This window comes from Synechococcus sp. RS9907 (genome assembly GCF_014279615.1).
Taxonomy (GTDB): domain Bacteria; phylum Cyanobacteriota; class Cyanobacteriia; order PCC-6307; family Cyanobiaceae; genus Parasynechococcus.
The window spans coordinates 1,007,819-1,026,944 of record NZ_CP047944.1 but is presented as its reverse complement, the minus strand read 5'-3'; the positions used below and the strand labels follow the sequence as shown (position 1 = coordinate 1,026,944).

Here is a 19,126-nt window from a genome sequence, read left to right as displayed (position 1 = left end):
TAATTTTGGTGTATTAATCTTCTTAGAGGTATCTGACTAGAAGTCTTTTGCTGGCATAAGCAATCTTCAAGCATTGCATGTGTATAGCGCAGGTTGATTACTATCTGTAAAATGGTAGCGTAACTAGACTGACTGGTATTCATTTTGCGAACTTGATTGTTATACCATAACTCTTGACACCGTCGCAGCAGTTATTTAGCTTTAATCGGAGGTATCTTAACACAACTTGCGCCATCTTAAGTTGAATTTATATTGTCAAAGCCGAAGAGACAGCTTTAACTATTAATTATAAACTTATTCTCAATAGTCACCAAATCTAAGAAATATGTATTGAAACCCTATTGATTTCTAAAACTATGTTTGTCTAAACAGGAGGTCTACGTGTTTAGAACTTAAACGTACTTTGGATGACGCCACCAAGTACGCCGAACTTTGCGCCCTTACCTTGGGTTTCAAAAAGATTGTTTGTGTATTCACCCATCGGACGAGTGAGATAGAAAGCTGAGGGTGTAATGGTTATGTTGTCTGTTATGGGGAACGCTGCGTATAACTCAAAGAGATAATTGTAATCCTGTGGAGTCAAGCTGTTGTCATTTAGCTCAGTTGCGAAATTTGGTTGGCCAAATGCCAATCCAATGTCGGCACCTTGGCTAAGAACATTATCCCACTTCAACCCTACAAACCAAGATCGGGTCTGAACAGGGGATTGTGTGAAAAATCCTTTGCCTTGAATATTTGTTTGTCCAATGCCAGCAGAGATAGACGGAATCCAGCCTGTTTCTTCGGGTGCCCAGTATGCATTCAGGGCGAAATTATGAGTGCTACGGTTGGTACGCTCGTCGACGAAAGATCCTTGATAGAGATCTTCATCTACGTAGTTCCACACTTTGGACCAGCAAGAATTATTGTATTCGAAATCGGCCGTGAAACTCGTTCCTTGACGTTGGCCCGTTCCGCATTGGCCATATCGGTATCCAAGGGCTACGCCAAATTGGTCACCACCATAGGCAATTTGAGTCAAGAGGTTGCCCCCTGAGTTGTTCGTGAAGAGGCCCCCAACTGTGGCATCACTGATTCCGCCATTTTCGGCGACATAGTTGAGCGTGGCAGAGAAAGCAGGATCACCCTTCTCTTCTGTCTTTTTTTTGTAAATAACTCCTGCGATAGCTCCGGTTGCCTTGTTGTAGACATTGGCTGTGCCAGCCAAGGAGGTCCAGTCCAACACCTTAGATGCACCCAAGTTGTATACAGAGGGCCACATCCCAAGGGCTTCTGTGTTCCTTCCCTGTGGACCGACAACAAATGTCAGGCTGTAATCAATCAGTTCGTCATTCCTGTAGGGGAAGCGGTAATAAAGTCGGTCGATAGCGACTTGGTCGAAGGTAGATTCGGAGACATCAAGCTTTGTTAAAGACAGAGCCGATCCATTGAAGGCATTGTTATCAAAATTGCCAGCTCTAAGTCTCGTTAGAAGAAGGTCTTTGCCCGTAAAGCTTGTGTTAAATCCTAGTCTTACATCGTAATTGAGTGTTGCGGCTCCGTATCTGTTGTTGTAAGCACGAGCACCGCCAGCAGTGCCATCTTTATTCCAATTTTTTCGGCTACGGAATTTTCTGGAACCTATGTCTTTGTAATGCTTTTCAAGTTCTGTCCCTTGAATAATTTCTCGTCCAATCTTTCCGTTCTCTTCTCTAAGGCTTCCATCTTTGTTATGAACTTTGCTCCAGGCTTTGCGTGTTAATTGCCAGGAACGACTGTTTCGAGTGGCTCCTAAAGGTGATTCTCGACCATTAATTGTGACGATTTGATGGTATTTATCGTAATCCCAATAGTTGTCTGACCCATTTTGTGTGCCATAGGCTTTTGTGGCACCTGCTACGAAAGTTGCCTGGCCTTTCAGCTTGGTTGTTGTTGAGAACTGAGATGCCTCTAGGGTGCCAACCCGGTTCTCCAGAAGCATGATGCTCCCTGTAACAAAATCGAGTTCCGATTTAAATTCATCAACAAGTCTTTGAACGTCATCTGTAACAACAGATACGCGATCAAGGCAGGATGAGAGAAGAGCTGCTGCCTCATAGCGAGTTATAGGCAAGTATCCTCTAAAGTTTCCATTCGGATAACCTGCTACACAACCGTAGTTTTTAATTAGGTTTATAAGTGCCTGGTATGCCCAGTCCGTGGGATAAACATCATTGAATTGATTGACACTTGTGACTTGCTGAAGAAGTTGTTTGGCTTGCTCAAGATCTAGTGTTGCTGAATAATCTGATACAGATTCGATATTGATGTTTGCGTTCGCTTGATGAGATTGAGTAATAAGCATCGAAGCTGCTACTGCGCTTGACACTAGAAGGTTTTGACGCTTCAAGACTTCAAAATAAAAATTATTTTACCGGCCATTGGATTAGCTTCTTTAATTCAAGTTTAAAGAATGTTTGTGGTTGGGTTATTTATTTGATTGTTTGGCTGCCTTTCGTTGTGAGCTCACTGGTCGGATCTCCGAAGTAAGGAGGACATTTCTTCCACCTGGCCGTTTTGGCTTCAACCGGCCCAGAGGTGATAACGAACAGGACGGAACGGGCCAGCAGCTCAGAGGTCAGACAACTCTCGAGTCTGCGTGCCGCTTCACATTTGCGCACAGTGAGCGTACAGGTGTGCGCATGGCGCAATCTTTTTGTTGTGATAAGTGGCTCCAAGCATCACGCTTGATCTTTGAGATTGGCTGAAAAGACTGGGGTTCTCAAGATGCTCACTTGTCTCTCGATTGCCGATTGAGTCTGCTGGGGAAGAGTTCCGATTTCTTTGGATCTACGGTTGGAGGTCCATTGCGGATGCACGGCTGCTTTGTGGGGTTTGTAATGACAGAACTGTTGAGAGGAGTACAGCCAACCCTCATCAACAGCCTTTTCCAGATTGTGGTGGTTGATGATCAACTTGTGGGGGCGTCACAGTTACGAATTAGGTTGCTGAGATTCAGGAGGGATGAGGTGCGCCCCAGAGGCTCTGTGTTTCTCTGAAGCAAAGTCTCAGCTATTTCACAGATTAAGGAACATTCATAATGGTCCAATACAAGCAGACCTTTTCTTCGCATCATGAAAGGCAAGTTCAGAAACATGGCTCGTATCACCGGAATCGTTGACGGCGACAGCTTCACCGTTTCGGTAAAGGGTGAAGAGAAGAGCATTACTCTTGCTAACATCGATCCCATCAGCAACGTTGATGTCAAGGCTGAGAATTACCTCTCGAAATTGCTCAAGGTCGGGCAGCGTATCAACCTGCAGGAGTTTGGGGAGAACGACAACGGTGAGACAATCGCCAACACTTACAAGGGACGTAAAGGTAAGGACATTGCCCTGACAATGGTGAAGAAGGGCTTTGCTGAGATTTCAGATGAAATTGTGTATCGCACAGATCTTAAGCGGCTGGCGAAGTTTGAACTGAAGGCTCAGAAGCTTGGTAAAGGGATCTGGGCAGATTTAGGAGAAGACAATGGTGATGAGGCTGATGATGATGTGAGTGATGATTTCATGGAAGAGACGGAAGAGGTGGAGGATGCGCTAGAGGAAGAGATGGAAGAGGTGGAGGTTGAACAAGATCTCGAGAACGATGTGGAAGATTCTCTTGTGGACTTGATTGACAAGTTGCAGGGCAAACTCGCAAAGGCTGGCAAAAAGCTTGAAGAAAAAAGAGAGAAACTTTATGACAAGCTGGGTCTGGTCGATAGTGATGCAGCAGCGATGGTGATTAAGGCGCACATTGAAAAAGCTGAAGAGAAGGTAAGCCGCTTGGAGGAGAAGCTCGAGTCGGCCATTCAAAAGCTCGAGAAATCAGATTCACTCACCGGTTTAGGATCCAAGAAATCTGGCAGTCCTCTTGAGGGTTTGGAGATTTTGTCTGCTGAAATCAATGATGGACAATTGCTTGTGAAGTTCAGTGATGACATCACGTTCCAGGAGTATGGAAAGAAAAGGTTTAAGTCGTTCTTGGGTCACAAGAGGCTGAACATGAAAAAGGCAGAAATCCTTGGCAGTGATCTGATTGGCTTCGATGTGCCTCTTAAGCGACAGCCATCCCATGACTCTTTCTTCAAGATGTTCTTTGCAGGGAAAGGTAAAGGAAATCTTGATTATCTGATTCAAGAATCAACTGCTCTCATTGCAGAAATTGAAACTGTTTGAATATGTCCTGAAGTCTATGGCTTCTCTTTGAAAAGCATGGTCAAAGGTAATGCCTCAACTATTCATTTCAGTTGAGGCATTTGTTGCGGATGTACATTAAATGAATGCTGAATCAAATTGGATTCTCCCCTAATCCGTGAATCTTGCTTCCAATAATTTCCTGAATAGGTCAAGATCATGGCCTCCCAATGTGTAACCGCATGAGGCGATCAGCGGTAGGGAAATATGGGCTGATCTTTCCAGTTGACTCAGGCATCACACCGATTTCCTAGAAACCAGTTCTGCGACTGAATTTTTGCTGGTCTACTGGTCTTTGGTTTGCCGTTCGAGGCTGCTGGCGAATCGCTCCGATGGAGGAGAAGTCGACCGCCAGCAGCATCGGGAAGATCATTCCCCAGATCAGCACCGCGATCGGAAGGTTGATCCCCGCAGCCTCCAGGGCCGCAATGCTTGCCGCCGCATCAGGGAACCAAGCGCCAAGACCAACTCCCACCACAATTGCCAGACCAATCCAGACGGAGAGATAACGCTCGAACAAACCCATCAATTCATCAAGAATTCTTGATGGGAGAACCTTACCTCCAGCAGGTTCCACTCACCAAAGGATGTGCTTTGGAATACATGCTCGGCATGGCTTAATTGCTTCTAAAGCCATCCACAAATCTCACTTAAACCACCTGACGCACAATTTTCAAATGGCGACTGAATATCGATGACTGAAAAACCCATAGGCCTATTTCCTTGGGCCATCTTGATCTTTGCGCTGGTTGTGCCAAACCCTTGGAAACTGGCATCGGAACGGGCATTCGCTGAACAAAGCGTGACAACGGAACAATGCTCAAGCCGCCAGTGAGGCATCTCTGAAACCTGTGAATACCCAGATCAAAACCCACTGAGGCCGCTTGGTTAACGTCAACAACTGGGGATGAATTCTTAGAACCACATCTCTTGATTTTGAAGTGGTGAGCTGTCATCGTGTCGCAGTGCATTGATCGAATGCATACGAACTGTTGGCAGTGAAGTGGAACTCAATCGGCATAACATTCAACCCTTTTGAGGCGGAGCCATGGTTAAGGAGCGCCGCCGGCGCGGATTGGCTGGGAGCGGTTGCTGCAAAGTCTGGTCCAGAGCCAATTCCAGTGGAGCGTGAATCGGGCCTTCCTTCTGGAACACCACAACACCATCCGCAAGGGATTGAACGCGGTAGGCCTGGCGGTGCTGCTCAATCCAGCGCTTGCTGTTGTGAAGCTGGCGCCAATCTCCTGCGAACGCCCGGCCGTAGCGCTCAAGCAAATCGAGGTCCACAGCAACCCACTCCACGCTTTGAGGCCGCCCCTTGCGGTCCAGATAGTCGGTGTTGAAGGGGAAGCGCACCAACACTTAGCGGCGGGCAAGCAAAGGCACCAGCACGCCTTACTGAAAGCAGCCCAGCGTTGCAGCGACTTCATCACCTGCATGTGCTGTGGAGCACCTGGGCTTCTGAGCAAAAGCTCAAACAGATTGGGTGCAGCCAACCTGCGTGATCAAGGCCTGAAACGGTGCATGCCCACCAAGCAGGCTCAACCCTCCAGAAGGGGTTCGCCATTGGCCCGATGGATGGCAACCACACCGGGACGGGGCGGCCGGCCGGGGGCCTGAGCCGGCCAATTGGAACCCAGCGGCACTTGACGCAACTGCTGGAAGGATGCGCCCTCACGATCCACGAGCTGGTGCGACTGGAACTCAATGCCGCCGGAGACCCGAGCCCCATGGACTTCACCGGGGTGCTGCACCGCCAGGAAAAGGCTGCTTTCCTCTTGATCAAGGCAAACCCCAGTCAGTTCGCATTCCATGGGCCCGGTGGCGAAGCAAAGAGCTGAGCCCCCATCCCGCGGCACCCACCAGCAGCTGTTGTTGCCGAAAACATCGCCTGCGGCGGACTTCATCGAGCGATCGGTCACGATCCAGAGATTGCCCTGTTGATCCAGGGCCAGGTTGTCGGGATTGGTCAGCCCAAGGCCGCCAGCCCAGGGCTCGCCGCCAGTCACAGCCATGGTCCAGCGGAAGCCACGCTCCCCACGCTCCGTCAGTCGCATCACCCAGCCATGGCCCCAGCTGCTCTGGCCCTGCGGACCAGGGAACACAGCCGGATCGGCACCACCCTTTCCGCCGGGAGAACCCGACGTGAAAGCGATCAGCAGGTCCCCGCTGATCGGGTCAATCTTGGTGTCTTCCGGTCGGGCCGTTGGGGTGGCACCGATGGCGCTGGCGGCCAGATGCGCGTCGATCAAGATGGCTCCCTGGAGGGCTTCACCCTCTCCGCGATAAAGATCGCCAAGTGTTCGGAACTGCCGGGCATAGGCCGCAACAGAGGCGTCGTCGCGAAACAGCTCTGCACCGGCGCGGTCGCGGTCGCGGTGGGGCAGCTCCACGGGGCAGCTGAGACTTGCTTCGCTGAAACGGCTCGGCCGGAAAGGATCCACCACGGCATCCGGTGTCAAGGACAACCACTCGCCGGAGCCATCGGCATGAAAGCGGGCCACTTGAAGCTCACCGGCCTCCAGCAGCCTTGAATTCGCTTTGTCGGCCAGGTCGGTGAGTTTGCCGCTGCTGACAAATCTGTAAAGGTGCCCGCCGCGGCGATCGCAACCTGAATACACCTGCAGGGGCCGACCTGCCTCGGCCCTCACCGCGACGGCCTCATGGCGGAAGCGGCCAAGAGCCGTGTGTTTGCGGACCGCATGGCCTGGGCGCTGCGGATCAACCTCCACCATCCAGCCGTATTTGTTTCCCGCCAGGCCGTAAACATTGCCCAGACCGGCCAGCTTCCCTTCGCGGCAGAGAAAGGGGCATGCCGATGGAGGCACAGAGCTGCCATCGGCATACACCGCCTCCGGCACCTGCGACTGGATGTTTTCTTCGGCGCTCAGCACCGTGCCCCAGGGGGTGGTGCCACCACCGCAGTTGGCGAAGCTGCCAACGATGCCATCACCGAGGCCATCGTCGTAACCGAGGCGCTGTTGGGCCTGGAACACCGCCGCGGCAGGGCCGGTGCTGACCAACCGCTGAGAGGGATCGCTCAACCCCGTAATCCCGGTGATGCGCCGATCACTGGCGGCGTCGGAACGAATCCAATGCCCCTGGGGGTCACGTCGCAAACTCATCACCCCGAGACCCAGGTCGGTCATGGCCTGATCAGCCACACCTCGAATCAGGCCAAGAAGGGGATCCCCAGCCGTCAGTGGTGTGCAGTCGATTTCCCCATCGGCCGGTGCCAACTGCTCCACCAGGCGTGAAAACGGAATGGCTTGACCGATCACATCCTCGAAACCCTCAGCCCAAGGCAAGGCACTGATGTATTCGAAATTGACCGTCATCGAGGCGTGATCAGGCCCGTGCTGAACGAAACCCAGATGGTCGTTGTTGAAGCCGAAACGGCTACCTCCAAGGGGATCGCCCCAGGCCGCCAGCAAGTCAGCGCGAAATCCCTCTGGCAGCGTGAGCCGATCTTCAAGGGCGATATCGCGATAAACGTTGCGCTGCTCGGACGCCCTCAAACCATCGCCCTCGACGGGGAGCGGAACAGGAACGGGGTCAAACGGTCGACTCTGCAGTCCTCCACGTTGTGCCGATGGAACGAGAGAGGCTTCAGAGAACACGCGTGCTGTCACCATGCCGGCCGTGCCAAGTCCGAGCAGAGACAGAACAGAGCGGCGGCGCAACGACATCGGCTTTGGTGAACTAAGCGATCAGCGGTTGAGTGGTGGTGCAACGATCACTGACACGGATCTAGATCAGACCCCGACGCACGAAGGCATCAACAACGCGGTTGTAATCCTCACCATCCAGTGGTGAATCAGCCAGTTCGCCTAAAGCTTCACGAACCAACTGCTTAACGTGCAGATCAGGAGGGGCGCTGGAGGGATGTTCAAGCGGGGGTGAAGCTGAAGGCATTGGCCGACAAAACATCAACCACCCTTAGTTCAATCCGCACGAAATGCACGTGCCATGGAACACACCATTCCAGAAACCCTGACCGCCTAATCCTCAGATTCGTCCACCTGCATGGTTGAAGCTTTCTGGTCATAGATCTGGCGCCATTCATCACTGGTTTTGCAGTAGCGCCCATGCTCAACAACATGCATGGTCTGAATGACGCACACAATAGAGACGAACACAGCAGGAATCAGCCAAACCGGACTGGAAAACGAAAAGTGTTTGAACATCAATCCACCTTCAACTCGCGATCGTAAATCTCATCATTCTGAGTGGTCCATGCGGATTCGGTTAAGCAACCTCGGTCATGGAGACGGTGATGTTCAACAAACAAACAGACAGTCCATACAAGCAAACTGATTGCAATCGAAAATCGCAATCCAAACAGGAAGGCTTTAAGACTCATTTCACCGCTCCACCACGATCAATGGTGAGACGAGACACAGAGAAATGAACGTGTCGCGGAACACACGCGACAAAGAATTTCATGACTGTCGAGCCCAGGGCAATGCGACGGAAGATGGGAAACGATCAAAACAGGCAGTCGTGCGAAGGCTCGTGCTGGCGTTGATGCTGTGGTCCGTGCTGCCCGCACAAGCAGCAACCCCCGTACGGTTGCAGGTGATTCCCTATCAAGTGAACAAGCAAGCCTTGCCTGCTTTACCGGCCTTGCTTGCTCCACCGCCAATGGTCAATGATCAGGCCCAGCCAAGGAAACGAAGGCCAGTACAAAGCAAAGGTTGGAACAACGACGATGACTTTGACTGGCTGATGGATTAGCTCTCAGCCCGCGCCTGGGCATCAAGCAGCGGAGTAACTGTCACTGTCGTCTTGCTGTTTCAGCAAGATTGCCAAGCGGGTCAGAAGAGGAATGGTGTCGTCCAGCAGGGCAACATCAGGGTCTCGGCCGGGGTCGTAGGGGACAGCATCTGGCTTGACCTGCTGCATCTCCTCCAACAGGTCGATCAAATCAATCACCGCCGGGCGCAAATCATGGAGCGCCTCGCCGATATCCGTGACATTCATCCAGTAACGGCTGCGGCGAATGCTCGCCAATCGCATCGCGAGAGAATCCTGAAGGGCTTGATCGCTCAGGTTTGACGCCATTGGTGAACAGGGCAAGACAGCCCTGATATCAGCCTTGAAACCGTGGCATGCCGTGGTTAATGGCACGTAAAAGAACGCATAAGAGCAAAAGCCGTTGCACAAGCCAAGCGATGCCAAACGACAATCAATGATTCGGTTGTACAACTTGAGCGCAGCCCATTGCGAACAGGTAGCAATTAAATCTATATAACTATTGAGGCATTAATGCAGCATTGTCTCTCTTCAACTGCAACAAAAGCTGGGCCTTGTCGTGGCGTTTTTTGAAACCAGCTTTTAGAGCCGAATGCTGGGCCATCAGCTGGGCACGGAGGCCATCCCGTCGCTTCACCTCCTCAAAAACAGAATCACACAGCAACCAATAGAGCTCAACAATTCCTAATTCGCGGGCATAGTCCTTCTGCTTGCGCAAAAGGCTTGCAACCCGCTTGAAGCAGTCGGGCGTAGGGAAAACGTGCTTACTCTGAGATGTCTCGATTTCAGACTTACAACAAGCCAGCATCAAATCAAGATTGCTTTTGTTCTTTGGAGAATTCTTCACAGCCATCCAATCTTGCTTTTCAACGCCGCGCACTTGGGGAAACATCATCACCAAGACTTCGGAAGGGTTTTTATCCGCGCCCTCGCCTCCCATCGACCAGTCAAATTCACAGTCAACAGCCTCCACCAGAGGAGCTTGAGGCGGTGCTGGCGGGTCTTCCAAACCCACCGATGCTGAAGACGGTGATACCTCAGAAGCTTGTGCTCGGAGCTCAGCGGATCGCGAACCGCGAAAGCCAGACACCCTGACGGGCCTCGCGTTCTTGCACTTTCGAGCTATGCGCCTGCCAATTGCCTTGGAGAGAACAAAAGCAGTCGCCAGGACAGCCAGCAGAAAAGCAAGCAACTCCATTGAGGAACTGAGTGAGGATCGCCAAAACAACGTGGCGAAGCCTACTTTGATATCGCCCAACCTGTTGTTCTGATCAACAGCAAGGGAGAATCAGCGTGGAGGCCCAGAACCCCGGCGCATGGAAGGAGCGATGCAGCAAGGACAAACCCTGCCTGGCTAGTTCGATCCCTTAGGCGGGGCAGAAGCAAAACGAATCGAACTGATCCATTGCACTTTGGATCGGAGCCCATTCAGAACGGTGCCAAGGTTGCCACCACCCAGTTGTTGCTTGCGCGTGTATTGAATCACTTTCAAATCACCATCATTCCGTTCTACAAAATCACGACCGGAAATGTACGCCTTGATTTCACTGATCACAAAATCCTGATCCACAGCATGCTCGCGAACGACGACCGACGTGATCGCATCAACCATATCCCGAATTTCCTTGCGGGCCTGATCAGCGGGGCTCACCAGCCAAAAACTGTGTCACTGGATACATTTTAATGCAGCCAGGCGCTCCGAAAACAGCGCTAATACCTAAGGAGTCTGGCCTCAGCGGCAGCGGCTGCCATCAAGCTTCTGCTTGGCCTTCTCGGCTTTTCTGATCAGCTTCTGCGCGGAAGAGCGATCAACACACGCTCGAGCCTGAAGCTCAAGGCGATGCAGCTTGAGAAATTGCTTCAACGGATTCATGACAACCTCCTGTTAACCAACCATTAACCTCTGCCACGGCATGGTGCCATGGAGTACATACCTATTCGGGTTTCTTAATCACGCTGCAATCAAGCCTTGACCTTCAGGCCGTAAACAGCAGTGATCTGGTCAGGATCCCTTGCAAGACCCACTCTTGAGATCACCGTTTTGGTCGTGGATGCTCGCAGCGGGCATCGTGTGGGGCCCAGGGGCGGTCGCACTTCACCTTCAGCACAACGGCGTCATGCCGATCCCCTCTGATCAAGCGTTAACGGTGAGCCAGAAAAGCCAGGACATAACCAATCAGTAGGCCATTGCCGAAGGTGAGCCAGAGGAACTGGTACTTGCTCAGGCCAATCGACTTCCTGAACTGCTTCGTGGCGCTTTTATGCCAACTGAACATCGAATGCGTAACGCGAAGTATGTATCAACAACTAGACCACAGCGGTGCATGAACGCCAGACCGATCATTCGGCTCTGGGGTCTGGTTTTAGGGAGCACTGCGATGAGCCAAGCACTTGCTGGAGAAGCAGGCGCGACAACTCAATGCATCGAATGATTGGATGTCACCCCAAGCGCCCGACATCAAAGGTCTGAGCCAGTTCAACGACGGGCCAGGGCGTACTGATCCCTCCACAGGATCGCCTCCACAGGGAGCACCTCCCAGGGCTGAGGAAGCTGAAGGCCAGCATGAACCGCGCGGTGCCGGTGCTCACTGATCCAAAGCAAAGAGCCCACAACCCAGTTGGGGAGGTTGGCCAGGAGCCGGGCCTCGAATTCCTGGTCCGTCTCATGCTCGTCGTAAAGCAGCACCGTCATCACCTCACGGTCATCCATGGTCCAGCGGACCAACCAGGTGAGCAGTGGCTCTGGAATCAGCGACTCCCGAAGATCGAAATTTTCCTGAATGGCATGCACCATCTCGTGGCGCAGCACCCGTTCGAGGTCCTGATCGGCACGATGAACGTTGGCATGACAGAGCTCAATCAGATTCGTGCCCGTGATGTAGCCACCCATCAGGCCCGGTTGATCGCGGCAGTCACGGGGACTGTCGACAACACTCACACCGGACAGCGCCAGGAAAACAGATAAGCCGAGGTCCCACATCTTTCATTCTCTTAATCATCCCTTAAGCATCCAAGCATTGATCTCGCGCGTCTCAACATCCGCTCAACAAAGCGTTTCCCGTCTTTCCGTTCAAGCTCGACCTATGAGCACTGGTCGGTCTTGCGCCTGCAGGTGTCACCTGCACGATGGATCAGCAGGACAGACGTTGCAACACGACCAGCACCTCACGCAGAAGCACAAGCTCGAGGGACCGACATGGAAGAAATCGGTTGAGCTCCACAAACTGGCTGAAACACACTGTTGTGGCGGAAGCTCTTTTGCTGCTCCTGATGGAAATTGATCGTTAAGAAGGCTTATCCGCACGCCTACAGGCTTATGGCGGGGCAAACCGAGACCAGCCCTTAAACAGCCGTTGAAGATCTCTTGGTTGGCTCAGCGACCTGGATCAGCTTTAAATAAAAGGGTGCGATCCGAAGGTATATGCCCACTGGCCCTTTGAGACATGTTGCCCCACCTAACCCAGATCCGATCTTTCACCACGTGAAAGCGGGGATGTCCGTGATCATCAAGAACACGGACGAGACCTGGCATATGGCTGATGTGATTCACGTTATTGGCAGCGCCAAATGCCCAAAGGTCCCATTGTTCTTCCAGGTGACCTATGTGGACAACCACGTCACCAACTGGGTCAAGGCTGACCTCGTCACCCACATTGTTCCAAGGCTCTGAATTGTTGCCATCCTTGGAAGAGCTCTATGGCTCTGATGGGAAAGAACAAGGGCAAGACCGTAACGGTCCAACTTTCAGACGAGACGGCGGCAATGATTGACCGCAAGCTCAAACAGTGGTCGCTGAAAAGTCGCACCGAGGTGATTGAGCAAGTTCTTGGCTGGTACGTTCAGCCCTCAGATACCAAGGTGGCCCGTTGCAGAATCACAGAGCTGCTCTAGGCGCCAACCACCACCCAGTGCCACAGGGGTGGCACGCAAAAGGAGATGGGCTGGGCAACCACGATGTTCATCCAAGAAAAGGCGCCTCGACGGAGCCCTTGCTTGCCGATGTGTAACACCGGTTTAGCTCCTGTAGGCACACCATCGATAAACGTCTCGATCGTGCCTGGTTCCCCGGTGGATGACCCCGGAATTGACTGCACCTGCAAGCTCTAGGCCAACGATGAATCAAGGTTATCGAGACCGATCAAGGATCAGCATGCTCAAAACAATAGTGTTGCTCGACTCGCAAGGGTGATTCGTAGGTCACAAAGCAGGAACTTATGCTCCTTAACGCTTTTCATCACCAGCGGTCACATAAAAAGGTCTTTTCCTTGACGAAGAACAGCAATCACGTTGCTGGATTCCTGGTCGACAACCCTGTAATTGCAATTGTTCACCTTAGACATCACTCTCGCTCGAACAAAAGCTCTTAGCTCTGTCTTGAAGCAGAAGTCCTGAATCCAACGATCAGGAGCCTCCTCGCGATGGATGCAGTACATGGCCCATGCGGATTGCAACACTTTTGTCTTAACACAAAAGGGAGGTGTCCTCAGATACCTGGATGTTCGCACCTCTCCTTTGATGATGAAAAAGAAATCCCATTGAACATAATCTCATCACCACCAGACAATAGTTAATAAATATTCTATTGGAAAAAACAATACTGAGGAGGAAGAGTTCTGATTACTCGCTCAGTGACCCGCCCCTGAGACGGGAAGGGACGGAGGGAGGTCGCTTCATAGCCGCCTCATCCCATTGCTTAAGGAATCGCTCAAGTTGCTCTTTGGTGTAGGGGCTTTTGCTGGCATGAGCGGACGACGCCATGACTCAATCGATGAGCTGGTGTTCGGCACAAAGCTAACCAGCTGGATCCACCAGATGTGGTAAAGGCCGATACCACAGGACTGCATATTCAAAGGCAACTGAAGACAGCACCCCTCTACTTTGTGCTGCAGTGGATGAGACGCCTAAAGCACTCAGTATTGATAACCAGGCCTCAACCCTGCGGCCAACTCGTTATCAGCTCAGCACCCAACTCATCAAGCCCGTGGCTTATCAAACCGAAAAGAAAAACTGTCCCGAGGGTTGAAAGCGACAGAGCGACCATTCGTCGCGCACGGCGATAATCCGAGCTTCGCTTGGAGAGCTTATACATCAATTCAACGCTATACGGTGTGTGATGCATGGCTAAACTTTCATTTTGCCGAAGGATTTGACATCCAGAGGCTCGTCGCTATTACTGACGGATATCTCTGATTTCTCGTTTGCTGACGTCTCCCTGTCCACAGGGACTAGCGAATACATAAGCTTCAGTTTTGCCTGAGCCAAAGCCTTCGAATACAACCAGCGCGTCGCACCAAACGCGGACCACTCATTGCTCGGATCCGTTACCGAGCAAGTGGAGATTTTTTCTCCGTCATCGATGGCCTCGATGTCTTTAAACCTGATACAGGCGAACACAAAGACCCTGCAACCAAGACGATATGAACATCTGATTAAGCCTTGGTCATGCTGACTCAAAGCATGCGAAATCCACTTGTCATGCACATATCAATCTGCTCGAGAAGTGGCGCCCCAGCCACCACTCCAGAGAGGGAAGTCCCATGGTTTGCGGTGGCATGACGGCGCCTCCAACCAGCCGGTGCAGGCAAGATTCATTAATGTGTCGCGCAAGACACGATTTAGGAATGGCAAACGGTTATGACTTTAGTGAGCGGGACCCACGAGAGGGTGGCGGTCTTAGCTCGGGCGATCTGCCTGCACCTCGGATCGCCTTGTCAGGAACTTTTTTGTGTGACGCAGGAGACAGGTGAAAAGAAAGGCGGACGGTTATGACGCCAATGAGACGACCCATGACGAGGGGGATCGGCTCGGGTGATCTGTCTGTCTCGCAAGCGGATCGCCCTGTCAAAGATTCGGCAACATGCGTTCCATCAGATGCTTCCCTAGCTACCGAATCCCCAAAGAGGACATGGATCAATTCACCGTGGGCAACGGATTTGATGCAGTGAAGTCTTCTCCTCATACAGAGACTTCACAGCTCTGGAATTTGGGGTTGGCTCCGTTCTCAGCCGAGGCCCCATCGTGGCGGGGAAGCTCAAAACCAGCCACTGGAGGCGTCATCGAGACGGGCTGGGCTCTTGATGCAGGCTGAAGAAGACATAAGTCGCAGCGACTATCGACTAAAGGCCGTGTAGTTTCAACATACTTTTTTACCCACTCAACTTCAATTTTTTCAGTTTTTTCTCGATCGGGCTAGTCCTAATCGCTTCAGCTCTTAGAGAGGGACAGGCAATAGAGAAGAGCTTGAGCAACTCATTGCCCCATGAAGGTAAGTCATTGTTAGAGGCCACCATAGGATGTTTCAAGGAAGGCACCCATGGCCCAGAAAGAGAGGGCCTGAGCAATTCAACCACTTCCCGATAAATGGTGGGACTGGATCGTCAGGAAATCCTTTGAATATCCACTTGCCAAGACACCCATGAAGAAAGGATGTGATTTAAATCACTTGAGTAGCTTAAATCTGTTCGCAGACTTAGCAAGATGAGCATGAAAGCCAACAAACTGAACAGAGCAAAAGATCTGACTGGACTTGAATCGGAGAATCGTAGGCGGTTCATCCTTTCCGAACAGGAATCAGCCCATCAGATGCCCGGTTCGATCTAGATCTGGCATAAGACATGCATCAAGGAGATTCGGCAGCGCTTTAGTTTGAGCAAGTATCAAATGCTCTGGATCACCTTCGGCAAGGGCTTAGTGATTGGGTACGCCTTGGTGTTCTTTCTTCACCGTTGAGGTCAAGAGAATGGGGTGAGCCCGAGAGGTGCAAGCTAGTCAGAGCAAGCTTCGGAACGGCGAGGAGCCATAACTGCTAGCCAGCTTGACTGGCGTGGGTTGAAATTGTCGTCACTCCCCAAAATCATCGTGGTGCGACCATCACGCAGTTTTGGGCCAATGGCCAGGGCCTCCCAATTGTCAGCCGGCAGACCAGCTGTGAGCAGATTCCAACCGTGCAATGGTTGCAGCGGGGGAGACGAGTCAGTACCGCTGGGATATGGAAATAGCAGCAGCTGAGCAGACCATGTCAGTGGTGGTTGAAATCCACGAACGAGTGCTAATAGTTTTTGCTGCGCTGGTAGAGCCAGCATTTCGGTTAGACCAGCCCCATTTTCTAGCAATTGAATCTGCAAGGTGCTTTCAGGTCGCACCTCCGTGCCTTGATTGACTCGCGCTATTGGTACCAACAGTGGATCTTTGCTCTGCAGCACAGGCCGTTCTGCGGCGACCAAAAGCTCAGCAGGAGCCAACGCCGTGAGGGATTCCGGCCCTTGATTTGTCGCCAGACCGCGTCCTGAAAGCTCCCTCCAGGACGATGGCAGCTGCCCTACTTGTTGCTGCCGGCCCGTGTTGATGTTGATGCGGATCAGTCGTGCGACGCGATCCGGCGTGCGGCGCCCCTCACTCGCGATCCAGGCACTGTTGCCGATCAGAACCAGCCCCTCACCATCAAACCCCTCAGGCAGTGGGTGGCCAAACTCATCCCTAATCAGCAGTCTTGACCCTGGATTGAGCGACGTAGTTTGTCCGTTGAGCAACTGGGACAACCCACTCCATGGAATGAGATGACCGCGAGGAGCATCACTAAGCAACCAGAGTCGATCCAGCTCAGGCTGGTATGCGGCTGCCGAGAAACCGCCCAGAGGAGACCCATCTGCCCCTCTCTTCGGTAAATCCACCGTGCGCACTACCTCCCACCCAGCGTCAAGAGGGCAGGGAAGAGCTAACTCCACGAATCTCACCAAATGGATCCAGACCCTCGCACCTGGCTCTGATCAGTGACAAGAACAACGCACACCCTTGCCCCAACGCCAGAGGCAAAATCACACACCAACGCAGCAGAGGGAGATGGGCTGGGCTCCCTATTGAAAGAGGAACTGAAAAATTCTCCTCAGAAAGGAGCGCGGACCACGCCTATCGGCTCTTGTGGAAAAGATGAATCTTCGTGTTAGAGGAGAACAGCCTAGAACCATAACTTAAAAATAATAGCCACGAAATCAGCCATTAATCATATGCTTCCTTGGCTCTAACTTCTGCTTAACCGCAACATGGAGGCTGAGTTTAATAGATCATTTGTCTTGTATTGGATACACCATCGCGCTTTGCACAAGTTTGGCGTGCGCGAGATCCTTGCCCTTGATCCATGGAGGCTGTCATGCAATTCATCCTCAGAAACGGTCGAAGTATCGCCGCTGACATCAGCGCCAAAGGGTTAGAGGTCTATGCATATAAGGATCGCCTTGGCGACAACGTCCATGCACTGGCTTCGAAAACAGCCGAGAAAGACTTCCTCAGGCGCTTGACCTCGCATTTGATCGAGCTACATGAGCTCCCACAGCAAGCAAAAGGCTCATAGAAGGAAACCTCCCACTGAGGGGGAGGTAGTTTCTCATTCTCATGCCTAGCGGAGCTTAGAGCGATTAGCTCCGCGCATTTATAATGCCTGCCCGAATCCTCGATAGAGGCAATGCTCTGAATATGTTTCGATATCGGAGCACCACCTGAAGCGCAGAAACCAATCCCCATCAAGTTGCCGTCAATGGGGACTTGATGATCTGCCAGCTACGGGTCGCTCTCCCGTGCTGCCGCGATGACAAACTCAACCGCAAGAGGAGGTGTCGCAGGACTCCTTAATAGGGAATCTCCCGTGATTTCGCACACCATTTTTCGGAGAGCTTTGGGATCAAGGATTTCTTCCGTGAAGGACTTTGAACCTCTAACCATGACTTAACCAAAGCAGCAGATGGAGCGTTGCCGAGAGAGATGGACTGGGCAACTGCACTATTTATCAAAAAAAAACGCCCCTCGAAGGGGCGCATGCTTGTCGATGTATGGCACCAGGTCAGCTGGTGTAAGCAACTCCCCGATAGGTACAAGCCGCAGAACCACGGGCAATGGTCGGAGAGAGGTGGGCTGAGGTGTCGACACCGCGATAAGCGGTGACACGCAAATGGGCAAGTTGAGCCTCAGTGAGGCGTTGCTTGCGAAGGGTTGCACGCTTGACGAGGTCGAGAGGTGACATGAATGTCTCCACAGTGTCCGGGTCCCCGTTGCATGACTCCGGATCGAACTGCACCTGCAAATGGCAAGCCAACGATGAACAAAAGTTATCGATAAAAATCAATGATCGATGTACTCTGCAACACCGAGACGGGACCATCAGCAACACATTTTCAACCGCTCTTCAGCTTTGCGCACCCCATCTGAATCAATGCCAGCGGCGAGACATCACCACATTCAGAAGCGATGCAACCAATGAACCCAAAGATTATGAATGCAATAAGATCAGAGCAAGAAATTTAAAAATCAACAAGCGATAAGCAGCTCTCTACCAATCCTTATTCATTTGTTAATCGGCACAGCTTGCCGGGGGTTAGGTTTCATCTGGGAACGCTTAGCAGAGAAGAGCAATGGAAGAGCTGTTAAGCGTCCAGCAATTGTCTGTGTCGTTTGGGGAAGATAACTTCGCAGTCCGCGATATCAGTTTTTCAATCCAAGACGGGGAATTTATTGTTCTTCTGGGCTCCTCCGGGGCTGGAAAATCAACGCTGCTGCGCTCCCTGAATGGGTTGGTTCAGCCCTGTTCGGGAAGCATCCGATCACGCCACCACGGAGAGATCAGCGCGAGCACGAAGCGGCAGCTCCGCGCCCACCGTCGGGACACGGCCATGGTGTTCCAGCAGCACCAGCTGATTGACCGCTTGTCCGTGCTCGACAACGTGCTGATGGGGCGCTTGGGTTACCACTCCTTACTGCGTTCACTGATTCCGCTTCCGGAGAGCGATCGCCAAAAAGCCCTCTCAGCCCTGGAGCGCGTGGGTTTGATCGATAAAGCACTGGCCCGCGTCAAAGACCTCAGCGGCGGCCAGCAGCAGCGCGTCGGCATCGCGCGGGCCCTTGTTCAGGAACCCCGTCTGATTCTTGCGGACGAGCCCATCGCCAGCCTGGATCCAGAGAGTTCACTGCAGATTCTTTCACTGTTGAAAGACATCTGCCAACGCGACCGAATTGCTGTTCTGGTGAGCCTTCACCAGGTGGAATTCGCACGCCAGTTTGCTGATCGAATCATTGGCATGGCTGCTGGTCGCATCATTTGCGACCAACACTCCGTGACCTTGGAAGAAAGCGAGATTCACGCCCTGTATCGCCACAATCTCGAGGCAGCGGTCACCTAAACATCCGCC

17 protein-coding genes are annotated in these 19,126 nt (G+C 52.2%); 5 read left to right on the top strand and 12 right to left on the bottom strand.

From position 1 onward, the window contains the following. Positions 1-385: 385 nt before the first annotated feature. Positions 386-2,323, bottom strand: a complete 1,938-nt coding sequence (locus SynRS9907_RS05595) for an iron uptake porin (protein ID WP_255446029.1) — start codon at positions 2,321-2,323, stop codon at positions 386-388. Positions 2,324-3,113: 790 nt separating this feature from the next. Here SynRS9907_RS05595 and SynRS9907_RS05590 point away from each other — a divergent pair. Next, on the top strand, positions 3,114-4,178 hold the full coding sequence (locus SynRS9907_RS05590) for a thermonuclease family protein (protein ID WP_188022094.1): 1,065 nt from the start codon (positions 3,114-3,116) through the stop codon (positions 4,176-4,178). Positions 4,179-4,446: 268 nt separating this feature from the next. Here the strand turns inward: SynRS9907_RS05590 and SynRS9907_RS05585 are convergent, their stop codons facing one another. The 4 genes from SynRS9907_RS05585 to SynRS9907_RS05570 form a co-directional block, all read right to left on the bottom strand. Further along, the gene (locus SynRS9907_RS05585; protein WP_255446006.1) at positions 4,447-4,722 is read right to left on the bottom strand and encodes an arsenic resistance protein; all 276 of its coding nucleotides are present in this window, start codon (positions 4,720-4,722) and stop codon (positions 4,447-4,449) included. Positions 4,723-5,222: 500 nt separating this feature from the next. After that, a complete protein-coding gene (locus SynRS9907_RS05580; protein ID WP_223157682.1) occupies positions 5,223-5,552 on the bottom strand; it encodes a hypothetical protein in 330 nt (109 codons plus the stop codon). 185 nt (positions 5,553-5,737) lie between these two features. Next, a complete protein-coding gene (locus SynRS9907_RS05575) occupies positions 5,738-7,885 on the bottom strand; it encodes a PhoX family phosphatase (protein ID WP_188022092.1) in 2,148 nt (715 codons plus the stop codon). A gap of 61 nt (positions 7,886-7,946) precedes the next feature. Further along, on the bottom strand, positions 7,947-8,111 hold the full coding sequence (locus SynRS9907_RS05570) for a hypothetical protein (protein WP_188022091.1): 165 nt from the start codon (positions 8,109-8,111) through the stop codon (positions 7,947-7,949). Positions 8,112-8,603: 492 nt separating this feature from the next. Between SynRS9907_RS05570 and SynRS9907_RS05565 the strand changes: the two genes are divergently transcribed. Next, the gene (locus SynRS9907_RS05565) at positions 8,604-8,933 is read left to right on the top strand and encodes a hypothetical protein (RefSeq protein WP_188022090.1); all 330 of its coding nucleotides are present in this window, start codon (positions 8,604-8,606) and stop codon (positions 8,931-8,933) included. A gap of 21 nt (positions 8,934-8,954) precedes the next feature. On the opposite strand, the gene SynRS9907_RS05560 is transcribed toward SynRS9907_RS05565, so the two are convergent. The 5 genes from SynRS9907_RS05560 to SynRS9907_RS05545 form a co-directional block, all read right to left on the bottom strand. Next, positions 8,955-9,260: a hypothetical protein gene (locus SynRS9907_RS05560; protein ID WP_223157681.1), complete on the bottom strand. Its 306-nt coding sequence runs from the start codon at positions 9,258-9,260 to the stop codon at positions 8,955-8,957. Positions 9,261-9,450: 190 nt separating this feature from the next. Further along, positions 9,451-9,924, bottom strand: coding sequence for a hypothetical protein (locus SynRS9907_RS05555; RefSeq protein WP_188022088.1), 474 nt, complete (start codon positions 9,922-9,924; stop codon positions 9,451-9,453). Positions 9,925-10,305: 381 nt separating this feature from the next. Then, entirely contained in the window at positions 10,306-10,602 is a 297-nt protein-coding gene (locus SynRS9907_RS05550) for a hypothetical protein (protein WP_188022087.1), read from the bottom strand. 81 nt (positions 10,603-10,683) lie between these two features. Beyond that, the gene (locus SynRS9907_RS13940; protein ID WP_186497541.1) at positions 10,684-10,824 is read right to left on the bottom strand and encodes a hypothetical protein; all 141 of its coding nucleotides are present in this window, start codon (positions 10,822-10,824) and stop codon (positions 10,684-10,686) included. 603 nt (positions 10,825-11,427) lie between these two features. Then, on the bottom strand, positions 11,428-11,889 hold the full coding sequence (locus SynRS9907_RS05545; RefSeq protein ID WP_223157680.1) for a hypothetical protein: 462 nt from the start codon (positions 11,887-11,889) through the stop codon (positions 11,428-11,430). Positions 11,890-12,372: 483 nt separating this feature from the next. Here SynRS9907_RS05545 and SynRS9907_RS05540 point away from each other — a divergent pair, with 483 nt between their 5' ends. Both SynRS9907_RS05540 and SynRS9907_RS05535 read left to right on the top strand, forming a co-directional pair. After that, on the top strand, positions 12,373-12,621 hold the full coding sequence (locus SynRS9907_RS05540; RefSeq protein WP_188022085.1) for a DUF3104 domain-containing protein: 249 nt from the start codon (positions 12,373-12,375) through the stop codon (positions 12,619-12,621). Positions 12,622-12,656: 35 nt separating this feature from the next. After that, positions 12,657-12,842, top strand: a complete 186-nt coding sequence (locus tag SynRS9907_RS05535) for a hypothetical protein (RefSeq protein WP_188022084.1) — start codon at positions 12,657-12,659, stop codon at positions 12,840-12,842. A gap of 2,873 nt (positions 12,843-15,715) precedes the next feature. Here the strand turns inward: SynRS9907_RS05535 and SynRS9907_RS05530 are convergent. Then, positions 15,716-16,621 carry an esterase-like activity of phytase family protein gene (locus tag SynRS9907_RS05530; RefSeq protein ID WP_255446028.1) on the bottom strand — a complete coding sequence of 302 codons (906 nt, stop codon included), beginning with the start codon at positions 16,619-16,621 and terminating at the stop codon, positions 15,716-15,718. A gap of 1,163 nt (positions 16,622-17,784) precedes the next feature. Then, positions 17,785-17,964 (bottom strand): hypothetical protein, encoded by a 180-nt coding sequence (locus SynRS9907_RS13935; protein WP_255446005.1) that lies wholly within the window; start codon positions 17,962-17,964, stop codon positions 17,785-17,787. Between the two features lie 388 nt (positions 17,965-18,352). Between SynRS9907_RS13935 and phnC the strand changes: the two genes are divergently transcribed. After that, positions 18,353-19,117, top strand: coding sequence for a phosphonate ABC transporter ATP-binding protein (phnC, locus tag SynRS9907_RS05525; RefSeq protein ID WP_188022083.1), 765 nt, complete (start codon positions 18,353-18,355; stop codon positions 19,115-19,117). Positions 19,118-19,126: the final 9 nt, after the last annotated feature.

Bases quoted from the DNA above. Each gene is read 5' to 3' on its own strand.
- SynRS9907_RS05595 (WP_255446029.1), bottom strand. From the start codon at position 2,323: ATGCTTATTACTCAATCTCATCAAGCGAACGCAAACATCAATATCGAA.
- SynRS9907_RS05590 (WP_188022094.1), top strand. From the start codon at position 3,114: ATGGCTCGTATCACCGGAATCGTTGACGGCGACAGCTTCACCGTTTCG.
- SynRS9907_RS05585 (WP_255446006.1), bottom strand. From the start codon at position 4,722: ATGGGTTTGTTCGAGCGTTATCTCTCCGTCTGGATTGGTCTGGCAATT.
- SynRS9907_RS05575 (WP_188022092.1), bottom strand. From the start codon at position 7,885: ATGTCGTTGCGCCGCCGCTCTGTTCTGTCTCTGCTCGGACTTGGCACG.
- SynRS9907_RS05570 (WP_188022091.1), bottom strand. From the start codon at position 8,111: ATGCCTTCAGCTTCACCCCCGCTTGAACATCCCTCCAGCGCCCCTCCT.
- SynRS9907_RS05565 (WP_188022090.1), top strand. From the start codon at position 8,604: ATGAACGTGTCGCGGAACACACGCGACAAAGAATTTCATGACTGTCGA.
- SynRS9907_RS05560 (WP_223157681.1), bottom strand. From the start codon at position 9,260: ATGGCGTCAAACCTGAGCGATCAAGCCCTTCAGGATTCTCTCGCGATG.
- SynRS9907_RS13940 (WP_186497541.1), bottom strand. From the start codon at position 10,824: ATGAATCCGTTGAAGCAATTTCTCAAGCTGCATCGCCTTGAGCTTCAG.
- SynRS9907_RS05540 (WP_188022085.1), top strand. From the start codon at position 12,373: ATGCCCACTGGCCCTTTGAGACATGTTGCCCCACCTAACCCAGATCCG.
- SynRS9907_RS05535 (WP_188022084.1), top strand. From the start codon at position 12,657: ATGGGAAAGAACAAGGGCAAGACCGTAACGGTCCAACTTTCAGACGAG.
- SynRS9907_RS13935 (WP_255446005.1), bottom strand. From the start codon at position 17,964: ATGTCACCTCTCGACCTCGTCAAGCGTGCAACCCTTCGCAAGCAACGC.
- phnC (WP_188022083.1), top strand. From the start codon at position 18,353: ATGGAAGAGCTGTTAAGCGTCCAGCAATTGTCTGTGTCGTTTGGGGAA.